The organism is Sphingobium sp. C100, assembly GCF_000508185.1.
Lineage (GTDB): Bacteria > Pseudomonadota > Alphaproteobacteria > Sphingomonadales > Sphingomonadaceae > Sphingobium.
In genome coordinates, this window is sequence record NZ_AYOY01000016.1 from 1 (window position 1) to 12,492 (window position 12,492).

The 12,492-nt window shown below is 65.3% G+C and carries 15 protein-coding genes, 1 tRNA gene and 1 pseudogene; 7 read left to right on the forward strand and 10 right to left on the reverse strand.

Annotation, left to right across the window (positions count from 1 at the left end):
• A pseudogene (locus C100_RS48510) lies at positions 1-199 on the forward strand (hypothetical protein); the annotation flags it as partial.
• Between the two features lie 45 nt (positions 200-244).
• Here C100_RS48510 and def read toward each other — a convergent pair.
• Together def and recR are read right to left on the reverse strand one after the other, a co-directional pair.
• The gene (def, locus tag C100_RS27460; protein WP_024018221.1) at positions 245-775 is read right to left on the reverse strand and encodes a peptide deformylase; all 531 of its coding nucleotides are present in this window, start codon (positions 773-775) and stop codon (positions 245-247) included.
• Between the two features lie 46 nt (positions 776-821).
• Entirely contained in the window at positions 822-1,418 is a 597-nt protein-coding gene (recR, locus tag C100_RS27465; protein ID WP_024018222.1) for a recombination mediator RecR, read from the reverse strand.
• Positions 1,419-1,471: 53 nt separating this feature from the next.
• On the opposite strand from recR, the gene fmt reads away from it, so the two are divergent.
• Complete coding sequence (gene fmt / locus C100_RS27470) at positions 1,472-2,380, forward strand: methionyl-tRNA formyltransferase (RefSeq protein ID WP_024018223.1); 909 nt, start codon at positions 1,472-1,474, stop codon at positions 2,378-2,380.
• 4 nt (positions 2,381-2,384) lie between these two features.
• Positions 2,385-3,125 carry a tRNA pseudouridine(38-40) synthase TruA gene (truA, locus tag C100_RS27475; RefSeq protein WP_024018224.1) on the forward strand — a complete coding sequence of 247 codons (741 nt, stop codon included), beginning with the start codon at positions 2,385-2,387 and terminating at the stop codon, positions 3,123-3,125.
• A 26-nt stretch (positions 3,126-3,151) separates the two neighbouring features.
• Here truA and C100_RS27480 read toward each other — a convergent pair whose 3' ends face one another.
• Entirely contained in the window at positions 3,152-3,874 is a 723-nt protein-coding gene (locus C100_RS27480) for a queuosine precursor transporter (protein WP_024018225.1), read from the reverse strand.
• Between the two features lie 68 nt (positions 3,875-3,942).
• Here C100_RS27480 and C100_RS27485 point away from each other — a divergent pair.
• Positions 3,943-4,019: transfer RNA gene (locus tag C100_RS27485), tRNA-Arg, on the forward strand.
• Positions 4,020-4,119: 100 nt separating this feature from the next.
• Here C100_RS27485 and C100_RS27490 read toward each other — a convergent pair.
• Positions 4,120-4,461, reverse strand: coding sequence for an antibiotic biosynthesis monooxygenase family protein (locus tag C100_RS27490; RefSeq protein ID WP_024018227.1), 342 nt, complete (start codon positions 4,459-4,461; stop codon positions 4,120-4,122).
• Positions 4,462-4,536: 75 nt separating this feature from the next.
• The gene (gene fsa / locus C100_RS27495; protein ID WP_024018228.1) at positions 4,537-5,190 is read right to left on the reverse strand and encodes a fructose-6-phosphate aldolase; all 654 of its coding nucleotides are present in this window, start codon (positions 5,188-5,190) and stop codon (positions 4,537-4,539) included.
• 118 nt (positions 5,191-5,308) lie between these two features.
• Here fsa and C100_RS27500 point away from each other — a divergent pair, with 118 nt between their 5' ends.
• A complete protein-coding gene (locus tag C100_RS27500; RefSeq protein WP_024018229.1) occupies positions 5,309-5,968 on the forward strand; it encodes a DUF2490 domain-containing protein in 660 nt (219 codons plus the stop codon).
• A gap of 46 nt (positions 5,969-6,014) precedes the next feature.
• Complete coding sequence (locus C100_RS27505) at positions 6,015-8,186, forward strand: primosomal protein N' (RefSeq protein ID WP_024018230.1); 2,172 nt, start codon at positions 6,015-6,017, stop codon at positions 8,184-8,186.
• 3 nt (positions 8,187-8,189) lie between these two features.
• Here the strand turns inward: C100_RS27505 and C100_RS27510 are convergent, their stop codons facing one another.
• From C100_RS27510 to C100_RS27520, 3 genes are read right to left on the reverse strand one after another with little or no spacing between them, the layout of a single operon-like run.
• Positions 8,190-8,681, reverse strand: a complete 492-nt coding sequence (locus tag C100_RS27510) for an OmpA family protein (RefSeq protein WP_024018231.1) — start codon at positions 8,679-8,681, stop codon at positions 8,190-8,192.
• Between the two features lie 16 nt (positions 8,682-8,697).
• The gene (locus tag C100_RS27515; RefSeq protein WP_024018232.1) at positions 8,698-9,936 is read right to left on the reverse strand and encodes a diguanylate cyclase domain-containing protein; all 1,239 of its coding nucleotides are present in this window, start codon (positions 9,934-9,936) and stop codon (positions 8,698-8,700) included.
• 3 nt (positions 9,937-9,939) lie between these two features.
• On the reverse strand, positions 9,940-10,488 hold the full coding sequence (locus C100_RS27520; RefSeq protein WP_235218995.1) for a YfiR family protein: 549 nt from the start codon (positions 10,486-10,488) through the stop codon (positions 9,940-9,942).
• 123 nt (positions 10,489-10,611) lie between these two features.
• On the opposite strand from C100_RS27520, the gene C100_RS47695 reads away from it, so the two are divergent.
• Complete coding sequence (locus tag C100_RS47695; protein WP_235218996.1) at positions 10,612-10,779, forward strand: DUF1289 domain-containing protein; 168 nt, start codon at positions 10,612-10,614, stop codon at positions 10,777-10,779.
• On the opposite strand, the gene C100_RS27525 is transcribed toward C100_RS47695, so the two are convergent.
• Positions 10,736-12,250 carry a hypothetical protein gene (locus C100_RS27525; RefSeq protein ID WP_024018235.1) on the reverse strand — a complete coding sequence of 505 codons (1,515 nt, stop codon included), beginning with the start codon at positions 12,248-12,250 and terminating at the stop codon, positions 10,736-10,738. The genes C100_RS47695 and C100_RS27525 overlap by 44 nt on opposite strands.
• A gap of 77 nt (positions 12,251-12,327) precedes the next feature.
• Positions 12,328-12,492, reverse strand: a 165-nt coding sequence (locus C100_RS47700) for a methylated-DNA--[protein]-cysteine S-methyltransferase (RefSeq protein WP_024018236.1), incomplete at its 5' end; no start/stop codon positions are given.

Consider the following 12,492-nt stretch of genomic DNA (forward strand, 5'->3'; position numbering starts at 1 on the left):
GGCCGCCGATGCGGTGATGGCCGGACGGGACGCGCGCCGCTACCAGAGCGAAACCGCGCGCCGTATCGCCCGACCGATCCGGGCGGCAAGCGGGCTGTGGCAAGCCGCAGAACATCCCGCTCTCGCCCACAATGCGCTGCCCATTTTGTCGCGCATACCCGGCATTGCGGGGGCGGCAATGCGCTGGACGCGGATATAGTATCCGCCGCGAAGTCAGCAGCTTGCCACCGCGATCAAAGGTGGGTCAGGCCGCGCGGCGGGCCTTGTTGAGCTTCTTCATCAGCATGTCGCGCTTCAGGCGCGACAGATGGTCGATGAAGAGGATGCCCTCCAGATGGTCCATCTCATGCTGGAGGCAGGTGGCGAGCAGGCCTTCAAGCTGCTCCTCATGAATGCGCCCGTCGCGGTCCATCCAGCTCGCGCGGATCATAGCCGGGCGTTCCACCTCGGCAAACTGGTCGGGTACCGAAAGGCAACCTTCCTGATAGACCGACAGGTCGTCCGAGCCTTTCAGAATTTGCGGGTTGATGAAGACCATCGGTTTCTTGACCGGCGGCGCGCCCTCTTCTTCCGATTCGGGTTCCTGAAGGTCGATCACCAGCACCCTTTTGGGCACTCCGACCTGGATCGCGGCGAGGCCGATACCGGGCGCTTCATACATGGTTTCAAACATATCGTCGATCAGCGTTTGCAGATCGTCGTCGATCGCCTCGACAGGCGTCGAAATGGTGCGCAGCCGAGGGTCGGGCGCTTCAAGGATGGGACGGATTGCCATGGATCGAACATAGGCGGAACGTCCGATATTATCAAGCGGTGCGCGCCTATCCCACCGGCCGCCTTGCACGCAAAGCCTGCGCCAGCGTCCCCTCGTCCAGATAGTCGAGTTCGCCCCCCACCGGCACGCCATGGGCCAGCTGCGTCAGGCGGATGGGAAAGCGCTCCAGCCGCTCGGCCAGATAATGGGCGGTGGTCTGGCCCTCCAGCGTGGCGTTCATCGCCAGCACCACTTCATCGACGCCGCCATGCTCCAGCCGCGCGACCAGCGCGTCGATGGTCAGGTCTTCGGGCCGCACCCCCTCCAGCGCCGACAGCCGCCCGCCCAGCACATGGAAGCGCCCCGGAAACAGGCGCGACTTATCGAGCGCCCAGAGGTCCGACACATCCTCCACCACGCACAGCGCGCGCGCGTCGCGACGCGGATCGACGCAGATGCCGCAGGGATCGACCGTATCGACATTGCCGCAGACATGACAGGTGACGAGCCGCTCGTTCACCGCCTCCAGCGCGCGCAGCAGCGGCTCCATCGCGCCTTCGCGACGTTTCAGCAGGTGCAGCACGGCCCGCCGCGCCGATCGTGGGCCAAGGCCCGGCAGACGGGACAGCGCCTGGGTGAGCGCGTCGATTTCAGGAGAAGCCATATCATGAGATAAGGGGTTGCATGTCATCCCGACAAGAGCTTTGAGACCCGACCATGCGTATCATCTATATGGGCACCCCCGATTTCGCCGTTCCCGCGCTCGATGCGCTGATGAAGGCGGGTCATGACATCGTTGCGGTCTATAGCCAGCCGCCCCGCCCCGCCGGCCGGGGCAAGGCGCTGCGCCCCTCGCCCGTGCATCTGCGCGCGCAGGAACTGGGGATCGAGGTCCGCACGCCGCTGTCGCTCAAGGATGCGGACGTGCAGGCGGCCTTCGCCGCGCTGGAGGCCGATGTGGCGGTGGTCGCGGCCTATGGGCTGATCCTGCCGCGTGCGATCCTCGATGCACCGCGTCAGGGCTGCATGAACATCCACGCTTCGCTGCTGCCGCGCTGGCGGGGCGCCGCGCCGATCCAGCGCGCGATCCTGGCCGGCGACAATCTGACCGGCGTGACGATCATGGACATGGAGGCGGGCCTCGACACCGGTCCGATGCGCGCCAAGCATGTCACGCCGATCGAGGACAAGACCGCCGGCAGCCTGACCGCCGAACTGGCGCAGGCCGGCGCGGACCTGATGGTCGAGGTGCTGGACGACATCGCGCTTCACCCGCCCATGCCCCAGCCCGAAGACGGCGTGACCTATGCCGCAAAGGTCGACAAGGCGGAGGCCAGGATCGACTTTTCCAGGGATGCACATGCGGTCGAACGACAGATACGCGCCTTCAATCCCTTTCCCGGCGCCTTTTTCGAATATCGCGGCGAACGATTTCGCGTCCTCGCCGCCCATGTCGAACATCATGGCGGCGCGCCGGGCGCCTTGCTGGACAGCACGCTGCTGATCGGCTGCGGCCATGACGCGATCCGCCCGACATTGATCCAGCGCGCGGGCAAGGGCGCGATGAGCGTGGGCGAATTGCTGCGCGGATATGAGATGCCGGCCGGGAGCCGGGTCGACGGCTGAGCGCATGACCCGCTTCGCCTTCACCGTCGAATTTGACGGCCGTCCCTTCATGGGCTGGCAGCGCCAGGCCCATGGCCCAAGCGTGCAGCAGACGATCGAGGATGCGATTTTCGCCGTCACGGGCGAGCGGGCCGTCATCCATGCTGCCGGTCGCACCGATGCGGGCGTCCATGGCCTGGCCATGCGCGCCCATGCGGACATTGCACGGGATATCGCCCCCTTTCGCCTGACGGAAGCGCTGAACGCGCGGATGCGGCCCCATCCGGTGGCGATCCTGGACTGCGCGATGGTGGCCGACGATTGGCACGCGCGCTTTTCCTGCGTCGGGCGGTCCTATGTCTATCGCATCGTCAACCGCCGCGCTCCGCTGACTGTCGATCGGGGGCTGATGTGGCGCGTGATCCAGCCGCTTGATGCCGGCGCGATGCACGATGCGGCTCAGATCCTGGTCGGGCGCCACGACTTCACCACCTTCCGCTCGGCCCATTGTCAGGCGGACAGCCCGGTCAAGTCGCTCGACCGGCTGGACGTGGAACGGGATGGCGACCGTATCGCCATCCATGCGGCGGCGCGATCCTTTCTGCATCATCAGGTGCGGTCGATGGTCGGGTGCCTGGCGCTCGTGGGCATGGGGCGTTGGCGCGCCGACGATCTGCGCGCCGCGCTGGAGGCAAGGGACCGCGCCGCGCTTGGCCTCAACGCGCCGCCTGATGGGCTTTACTTCGTGCGGGCGAAATATTCTTAGGTCAGGCTGGCCTAGTTCAGGCTGGCCTAGTTCAGGCTGGCCTTGAACGGGGTGAAGTCCGTGCCCTCATCATAAATGTCCAGCCCCTCGCGCCGTTTGACGAAGCCGACCACGGCGTAGGTGACGGGCGTCAGGATCGCTTCCCAGCCGACCTTCATCGCCCAGTTGGTGACCATCACGGTCAGCACCTGCGCATCGGTCCAGTTGCCATAGAAAGCGAGCGGATAGAAAATCAGGCTGTCCACGCCCTGCCCCACGATGGTGGAGCCGATGGTGCGCATCCACAAATGCCGCCCCTGGGTCAGCAGCTTCATTTTGGACAGGACGAAACTGTTGGCGAACTCGCCCGCCCAGAAAGCGCAGACCGAGGCGAAGACGATGCGCCAGGTGCTGCCGAACACGGCTTCATAGGCGCCCTGGTCGGGCCAGCCAGCCGCCGGCGGCAGCGCCACGACCACCCAGCTCATCAGCGCCATGAACAGCATCGCAGCAAAGCCCGCCCAGACGCAACGGCGCGCACGGGCATAGCCATAGACTTCGGTCAGCACGTCACCCAGCACATAGCCGAGCGGAAAGAAGAGGATGCCCGCGCCAAAGGTGAAGCCGCCCAGCGTCGAGAGCTTGGCCGCGCCAATCAGGTTGGACAGCAGCAATATCGCGACGAAGGCCGCCATGAAGAAATCATAATAGCGCAGCGGCCGCGCGCCCAGCGCCCCCGCTTCAATCCTGTGAACCGCCCCTTCGCTCATGCCATCCTGCTTATCGGCTGGTCAGGCGATTGCAAGCGGCCCCGTGGCCCGCTATCGCGGCAGGGCATGGCCCCGTAGCTCAGTTGGATAGAGCATCCGCCTTCTAAGCGGATGGTCGCGTGTTCGAATCACGCCGGGGTCACCAATCACCAGCCATAGAACAACATGAACAGCAGGCCCATCGCGGTCAGCAGCAGCGAGAACCAGAGAAAGCCAAGGTCGGGCGTGTCGGGATCTTTCATCGGTCAGTCCTGTCCTTCGCTGTCCGTGCGCCGCGCCAGCAGATCGTCGGTCACGGTCATGGTGAAGATAGGGTCGGCGTCGGCCGGCACTTCGGCAATGGCATCGACGAAGGCGGCGCGGGTGTCAGGGTCATCATAGACCATCTTCTGGTCGAACGCAGCGCGCCATGTCGGTTCGTCCGGCCATTCGGCATAGCCGACGAAACGACCGTCGGCGTCGCGATGGAGGCGCGAACCGTAGCTGCCATATTTTTCCCGGATCAGGTCGGTGCCGCGTCGCCAGGCCGCGCGAAACTGTTCTTCCTTGCCGGGATGAACCCGCCACCAATAGACCGCGACGAACATCGACTATCTCCTGTCCTTTGACAGGAGAATGAGCCGGAGCGGGCGGCGGTTCCAGCGCCCGATCCGGCGGCTTCGTCAGAGAATGGTCTGGCCGGTCTTGGCCCAGTCCGCCGCAAAGCCTTCCAGCCCCTTGTCGGTCAGCACATGCTTCGACAGCATCTTGATGACGGCGGGCGGCGCGGTGATGACGTCGGCGCCGATCTTGGCGCATTCCAGCACATGGATCGGGTGACGCAGCGAGGCCGCCAGGATTTCGGTGTCGAACTGGTAATTATCGTAGATCAGGCGGATATCCTCGATCAGCGCCAGGCCATCGAAGCCATTATCGTCGTGACGGCCCACGAAGGGCGAGATGAAGCTCGCGCCGGCCTTGGCCGCCAGCAGCGCCTGGTTGGCGGAGAAGCAGAGGGTGACATTGACCAGCGCGCCATCGTCGGTCAGCGCCTTGCAGCTCTTGAGGCCGTCGATGGTCAGCGGCACCTTGATGCAGACATTGTCGGCGATCTTCCGCAGGATTTCGGCTTCCTTCATCATCGTCTCATGATCGAGCGCGACGACTTCGGCGGACACCGGTCCATCGACCAGGCCGCAGATTTCCTCGACCACTTCCAGGAATTTGCGACCCGACTTGTGGATCAGCGTGGGATTGGTGGTGACGCCGTCCAGCAGGCCGGTGGCGGCCAGTTCACGGATTTCGGCGGTGTCGGCGGTATCGACGAAGAATTTCATGGGAAGCTCCGGGGCATGTGCGATTCGGCCCCCTTTAGCGATTGGGGGAAGGATTCGCCATCATTGCCCCGGCAACGCCGCCCGGTTAAGGCCGCCGCACCTTTCCAAAGGATCACCAATGCGTTTCCCGATATTGCTGGCCGCCCTGGCGCTACCGATGCCGCTGCCGATAATCGCCGCGCCCGCCCGCGCTGCGGAGGATACGCAATTGTGGGTCTCCGAAGCGCTGACCTTCAAGGCGGACGACAATGACAGCGTCACGCTGGACTTCAGCCAGCGCGCGCGATCCGACGGCGGCAGCGGCGGGGAACAGGCGCTCAACCGCGTCACATGGGACCATCGGGTCGCGCCCGGCGTGCAGATTGGCGGCGGCTTCGCCTATCTCAAGAGCGAGGTGGACCAGGAAATGCGCTTTCACCAGCAACTGACCGTCAGCCAAGGGATTTTCCAGAGCCGCACCCGGCTGGAACAGCGCTTTTTCGACAATGCGGACGAGCCGGGCTGGCGACTGCGCGAGCGCGTCCAGGCGACGGTGCCGCTGGACGCCAACAAGAGATGGGCGCTGGTAGGCGCGACGGAATTATTCTTCCACCTCAACCGCGCGAAGCCGAGCGACCGGACCGGCCTGGCGGTGATGCGGCTGCAAGGCGGCCTGCGTCATTCGCTCAGCAAATCGGTCGATGTGCAGCTTCTCTATATGCGGCAGCAGACATTTCGCGACAACGAACCCGACAGCTTCAACCATGTGCCCTGGCTTTCGCTAAACTGGCGGATCTGATCGCCGGACGATTTGCGTGACGCGCGCCAGCCGCTAAGGACAGGCCATGTCCTCACGCGCCCGTGTCCTCCTGCTCAACGCTGCCCTGAGTCCGCTCGACTATCGCGTGCCGCACGGGATGCGGGTCGAGCATGGCAGCATCGTTGTCGCGCCGCTGGGGCCGCGCCAGATCGTCGGCGTCGTTTGGGAGGAGGATCGCTTCCCCGACGTCGAGAGCGTGGGCGACAATCGGCTGCGCAACCTGCTGGAGGTGGTGGACGCTCCGCCGCTGCCCGAAACGCTGCGCCGCTTGATCGAATGGACCGCGGATTATTATCTCGCCCCACCGGCGGCCGTATTGCGCATGGCCCTGTCCTCCATGGCGGCGCTGGAGGGCGCACGCACGGTGATCGAATATAGGGCGACCGGCGCGGCGCCCGAACGGATGACAGAGCAACGCGCCCAGGCGCTGGAACGGATCGGCGAACGGCAGGGGCTGATCCGCGAACTGGCGATGATCGGCGGGGTAAGCGACGCGGTGATTCGCGGCCTGATCAAACAGGATATATTCGAGCCGGTGGAAGTGAGCGTCGACACGCCCTTCCCCATGCCCGACCCCGATCATGCGCCGCCCGCCCTGTCGCAGGCGCAGGGCGAAGCGGCGGCACAGATGGCGGACGCGGTGCGCGCGCATGACTTCGCGCCTTTCCTGCTCGACGGCGTGACGGGATCGGGCAAGACGGAGGTCTATTTCGAAGCAATCGCGGCGGCCATCCGCACCGACCGGCAAGTGCTGGTGCTGCTGCCGGAGATCGCGCTGACCGAGCCGTTTCTGGAGCGGTTCGAAAAACGTTTCGGTTGCGTTCCGATTAACTGGCATAGCGGCCTGCGCCAGAGCGAGCGGCGGCGAGCCTGGCGCGCCATCGCGTCGGGGCAGGCGCAAGTGGTGGTCGGCGCGCGATCGGCGCTGTTCCTGCCCTATCCCAATCTGGGCCTGATCGTCGTCGATGAAGCGCATGAAGCGAGCTTCAAACAGGAGGACGGCGTCCATTATCATGCCCGCGACGTGGCGGTGATGCGCGGCCTGATCGAGAAATTCCCGGTCGTCCTGGCGTCCGCCACCCCGGCGATCGAGACGCGCCATCAGGTCGAGCTGGGCCGCTATGCCGAAATCAAGCTGCCGTCGCGCTATGGCGGGGCGGAAATGCCCGACATTCAGGCCGTCAACCTGTTGACCGACCCGCCCGAACGCGGCCGCTGGATCGCGCCGCCGCTGGTGAAGGCGATCGACGAGACGATGGAAAAGGGCGAACAAAGCCTGTTGTTCCTCAATCGTCGGGGCTATGCGCCGCTGACCTTGTGCCGCCATTGCGGCTATCGCTTCCAATGCCCCAATTGCACCGCCTGGATGGTGGAGCATCGGCTGACCCACCGGCTCGCCTGTCATCATTGCGGCCATGTCATCCCCGCCCCGCGCTATTGCCCGGAATGCAAGGAAGAGGACAGCCTGGTCGCCTGCGGCCCCGGCGTCGAGCGCATCGCCGACGAGGTGAAGACGCTCTGGCCGCAGGCGCGCACCGCCATCGCGACGTCGGACACCCTGTCCTCGCCCGCGCGCGTCGCCGATTTCGTGAAGTCGGTGGAGGCTGGCGACATCGACATCATCGTCGGCACGCAGCTGGTGACCAAAGGCTATCATTTCCCCAACCTGACGCTGGTGGGCGTGATCGACGCGGACCTGGGGCTGGAGGGCGGCGACCTGCGCGCGGCCGAGCGGACCTTTCAGCAGATCGTGCAGGTCGCCGGGCGCGCCGGGCGCGGGCAGAAGCCGGGCCGCGTCTTCATCCAGACGCGGATGCCGGGCAGCGAAGTCATCAACGCGCTGGTCGATGGCGATACGGAGCGTTTCTATGCGGTCGAGACGGAAAACCGGCGCCGCGCCAACGCCCCGCCCTTCGGCCGCTTCGCCGCGATCATCATTTCGAGCGAAGATGCCGACGAAGCCGCGCAGACCGCAAGGCTGATCGGCAAGTCCGCGCCGGTGATCGAGGGGATGCGGGTCTATGGCCCCGCGCCCGCCCCGCTTTCGGTGCTGCGCGGGCGGCATCGACACCGCCTGCTGGTCCACGCGACGCGGCAAGTCGACGTGCAGGCGGCGATCCGCGAATGGCTGGGCGATCTGGCGTGGAAATCGGGGACGCGCGTGGCGGTCGATGTCGACCCCTATAGTTTCATGTAGGGATCAGGCGCCGTCCGCCGGCGAGACGATGATGACCACCCGGCGGTTTTCCCGTCGGCCGTCCGCAGAACGATTGCTTTCTACCGGGACGCGCGCGCCCATGCCCACGACCCGCATCGCCGGCCGCGCCATGCCGCCTTCCACCAGTGCATCCGCCACCGCCCCCGCGCGGCGCAGCGACAATGCTTCATTGTAACTGGCCGCGCCGGTCGAATCGGTGTGGCCCTCAACCCGCGCGCCGCGAATGTCGACCGCAACCAGTGCCGCCGATATTCGTCCGATCGCGACCCGCTGATCCGCGATCAACGCGCTTTCTTCAACGGCGAAGAGCAGACGGTCGGCCATGCCGAACTGCCAATCCTCTCCAGCCGGCTCGAAACCCTGCTGCTTGAGCGCCGCCACCTGCCGCGCGGTGAAGCCGGCCGGGCGCTGAGGCTGGACCGTCTGGCAGGCGGCCAGAGCGAGAAAAGCTAGAGATAGAAAAAAATGGCGCATCCCTGCTCCTGTCATGTCATCGGTCACGAGTGGAGGCGCGCCCCGGCTTGGCCGCATACATGGCCGCGTCGGCGTGACGCAGCAGGTCGCGCGCGTCGGCGCTGTCATGGGGATAGCGGGCGCTGCCGACGCTGAGCGACGCCTCTATGCTCTCTCCATTGGGCAGCAGGATCGGCTGGTTCATGCCGCTGGCGATCCGCGCCTTGATCGCGTCAATTTCATCCGGCGTAACGCCCGGCGCCAGGATCAGCGCGAATTCGTCGCCGCCCAGGCGAAAGGCCAGATCGTCCGGCCGCAACACGACGCGCAACCGGGCGGCGATGACGATCAGCATCGCATCGCCCGCGTCATGACCATGGGTGTCGTTGACCTGCTTGAAGCGATTGACGTCGACATAGATGACGGCAAAGGGCGCGTCGGCCGCATCGGCCCGGGCGATCGTGGCGGGCAGCGTCTGTTCGAACATCGCGCGATTGCCCAGCCCCGTGAGCACATCGCGCGTCGCCTGCCGTTCCAGCATCCGGTTGTGCGAGACCATGCCCCGGTGCCAGTCACGCAGCTCGTCCAGCAAGGCGTTGAAGTCGCGGCCCAGTTGATCGACCTCCTGAATATCGGAATTCGGCACGCGGCGGTCGAATTGGCGGTCCGCTCGCACCGCATGGGCGACATCGGCGATCCGCGCGAGCGGTTCGGTGACATCGCGCTGAAGGCGCCGCGCAAGCGTCCAGGTCGCCAGCAGCGTGAGGACGAGGCAGGCCAGCGCCGTCGCCAGCCCCGACAGGATGAATCGCCCCAGCCCTTCGGCCCCGCCGTAGACGCTGACCTGGGCGATCAACCGATCCCCCCGCCGCACATCCGCCAGCGCGGGCGAGGGCGCGACCAGTCCGGAGATGCCCCGTTCGATGGCCGCCATCACGCCGCCGCCCGGCCGACGCCATGTCATCAGCACATGCCCGCCGGGATCGCGCACATCGACCTGAAGCACGCTTTCGGAGACCGCCACCGCCGCAATGCCGTGCCGAACGGCTGCGATATCGTCGAATACCAGCGCCGGTTCGACCGTATAGGCGACCGTTCGGGCGATCAGCGCCAGATTGCGGTCGGCATAGCCGCGGATCACCAGAACGCCGGTCAGCGTCAACGTCGCCCCCGCCATCAGCACGGCAAACAGGATCAACCGCATATGCACGCGCCCAAGCACCTGACGCAGCGTCGGCATGGCTGAGTTGGGGGTGGAGGCAGGGGAGCGCATCATGGCTCAATAACCTCCCTTCGACAGGCGGAGCACCCGCGGATCGATCCGCACGGCCGAACGCGACACCGCGTCAATACTGAGTTGGAAGGACAAGGTCCGGGGTGCGAAAAGGAGGCAGAACATCGCGCCGTTGCGACAATTGGGATCGTCCTCGGCAATGGTCACCACCGGCTGGCCATGCGCCGCCATGATCAACCGGCGCGTAAGCGCTGCGTCGAGCCGCCCGATATAAAGGGCGTCGCAGCGCCCCATGGGCAGTTCCCCGGCCACCGTCAGGCTCGACAATTGCAGCGCCGCGCCGCTGGCCAACTGCACATCTTCCAGCCGCCCGGCATGGCGCGGCGTACCGGCCAGGCAAAGGCGAATCACCGATCGGGGTTCAGGCCATCGCGTATATTCCAGGACAGCGCCCACCATGCGGGCCGTGCTGACCGCCACGGCGTCCGCCCCGGCGCCGACCGGCATCATGACGGGCTGGATCAGGGGAGCCGCTTGGACAGCACTCGTCATCGACAGCAGCAACCAGAACAACAATGCACGCAAACCCGACAAACCCCCGGCCCCAGATGCTAACAAATATAGTAAATCAAATGTAAAATACAGCCGAAATCATTGCACAGGCGGTATGATAGCAACGGGGCTGCCGATGCCGATGGTTCTTGCTAGATGTCGCGCATGGACAGTCCCTGCCGCAACCTGTGTGCGCTCGGCCCGGCGCGAAAAAGCTGCACCGGATGCGGGCGGACGATCGAGGAGATCGTCCACTGGCGCAGCCTGACCGACACGCAGCGCGCCGCCGTCATGGAGCGGGTGTACGACTTCCAGCCGATGGAGCGCGCTTAGCCTCGTTCTGCGCCTGCGCCTCAAATTGTTCCATGAAGCGCAGCGCGGCTTCGCGCAATTCCGATCCGTGAGGGGAATAGGCGATCGGGCCAAGCAATTTGGCCGCATACTCATAATCTCCCCGCGCGGCCGTCGCCTGCGCGAAATTCATGCGATATTCCGGGCTTTGCGGCAGCAATGTATAGGCTTTGTAAAGCCCGTCATATCCCAGGTCCGGCATCTTGCCGCCCCGCATCGCGTGGTAGCGATAGAAGAGCGCGAGCGGCACCGGGTCTTCGGTATCGGCGCGGTTGGCGCGCACGATCGACGTCAATGCCGTCTTCCAGTCCGCCGCCGCATCGCTCTCCTGCGCACGCTCCATCCATAGCTGCGCCCGCACCGCATAGGCGCGCGACGACTGGGGATCGATAGCGATGGCCCGGTCGGCATCGGCCAGCGCGGCTTCGGCCTGCTCCGCCTTCAACTCCGCTTCGGCGAGCAGGGCGAAGGCATAGGCGCTCCGCGGATATTTCGCCGCGGTCGCGCGGATCTTGTCGACCAGATCGGGGAGCTCTTCCGTCCTGGGATGACAGATTAAGCGCAGTTCATCCTCGATCAGATCGCCCTGCGCCGGATCGACCGGCTCCACATTGATCGCTTCGATCCGCATCTGCTTTGGCGTCAGCCTGGAGGCGGACATGCGGTGCCGCATATAGGCCTTGAGATCCTTTTCCAGCCCGTCGAGCCCGCCTTCGAAATAGCTGTCGGGGTCCATGTCCTTCACGCCATCGGAGACATCCTTCAGATAGCGTGCAATCTCGGCGCGGCGGTCGGGTTTATACTGGAAATAATGGGTCAGCAGCCACGCCGTCCCATAATAGCGGTCGCCATCGCGCAGGCTAAGGCCGTCAGTGTTGCGCGCGAACAGATTTTTCACCGGATAGGGCGAGCCCAGGACCAGCCCCGGCGCCCGGGCGAGCGGCACATGGCCGAACTCGATCGACCCGTCGCGGGGAAATTTCACGATGGAGAAAAATTCGGCGAACCCTTCCACATACCAGGCGGGATAGGCCGCCGGGAAATGATGCAGCATGAAATGATGGGTATATTCGTGGAACAGGATTTCCTGCGCGCCATAATCGAACTCGCTGGTCTTCTCGCCACGCGAAAGGACGGCGAAGGCCGAGCGATCGGATGTGGTGTAGAAGCCGCCGACATTACGGTTGCGGGCCAGATCCCGGACCTTGGTCTCGCTGGACAGGATATAGACCTTGACCGGACTGCCCTGTTCCGGGTCCGTCACCTTGGTCACGGTCCGCAGCAGGAAATCGAATTTCTCCAGCCGCTCGGCAAAGTCGCGCAGTTTGTCGTCGCTGCCTTCCCGGTAAACCGTGAAATGTCGGGTCTGCGCCTGCCACCAGGCCGCCTGCGCGCTCCCTGCGCCGGCCAGCGCAAGGCACGGCGCGGCCAGCATCTTCACCCAGAATCGCATCTTGTCCCCGCCCTTCCCCAAAGACCGGGGGCCAAGGTGACGCAAGAAGCGGGGAATGAAAAGATGAAATTTTCCCGTTACTTGCGCTTTTCGCGCGCCAGCAGCGCTTCTTTCCTGTCCACCCCCCAGGCATAGCCGCCCAGGCTGCCGTCGCCGCGCAGGACGCGGTGGCAGGGTATGAGGACGGCGAGCAGATTGCTGCCGCAGGCGCTGCCGGTCGCCCGCCCCGCGCCGGGGCGACC

Coding starts and splice junctions, on each gene's coding strand:
- def (WP_024018221.1), bottom strand. CDS start 775: ATGGCAATCCGTCCCATCCTTGAAGCGCCCGACCCTCGGCTGCGCACC.
- recR (WP_024018222.1), bottom strand. CDS start 1,418: ATGGCTTCTCCTGAAATCGACGCGCTCACCCAGGCGCTGTCCCGTCTG.
- fmt (WP_024018223.1), top strand. CDS start 1,472: ATGCGTATCATCTATATGGGCACCCCCGATTTCGCCGTTCCCGCGCTC.
- truA (WP_024018224.1), top strand. CDS start 2,385: ATGACCCGCTTCGCCTTCACCGTCGAATTTGACGGCCGTCCCTTCATG.
- C100_RS27480 (WP_024018225.1), bottom strand. CDS start 3,874: ATGAGCGAAGGGGCGGTTCACAGGATTGAAGCGGGGGCGCTGGGCGCG.
- C100_RS27490 (WP_024018227.1), bottom strand. CDS start 4,461: ATGTTCGTCGCGGTCTATTGGTGGCGGGTTCATCCCGGCAAGGAAGAA.
- fsa (WP_024018228.1), bottom strand. CDS start 5,190: ATGAAATTCTTCGTCGATACCGCCGACACCGCCGAAATCCGTGAACTG.
- C100_RS27500 (WP_024018229.1), top strand. CDS start 5,309: ATGCGTTTCCCGATATTGCTGGCCGCCCTGGCGCTACCGATGCCGCTG.
- C100_RS27505 (WP_024018230.1), top strand. CDS start 6,015: ATGTCCTCACGCGCCCGTGTCCTCCTGCTCAACGCTGCCCTGAGTCCG.
- C100_RS27510 (WP_024018231.1), bottom strand. CDS start 8,681: ATGCGCCATTTTTTTCTATCTCTAGCTTTTCTCGCTCTGGCCGCCTGC.
- C100_RS27515 (WP_024018232.1), bottom strand. CDS start 9,936: ATGATGCGCTCCCCTGCCTCCACCCCCAACTCAGCCATGCCGACGCTG.
- C100_RS47695 (WP_235218996.1), top strand. CDS start 10,612: ATGGACAGTCCCTGCCGCAACCTGTGTGCGCTCGGCCCGGCGCGAAAA.
- C100_RS27525 (WP_024018235.1), bottom strand. CDS start 12,250: ATGCGATTCTGGGTGAAGATGCTGGCCGCGCCGTGCCTTGCGCTGGCC.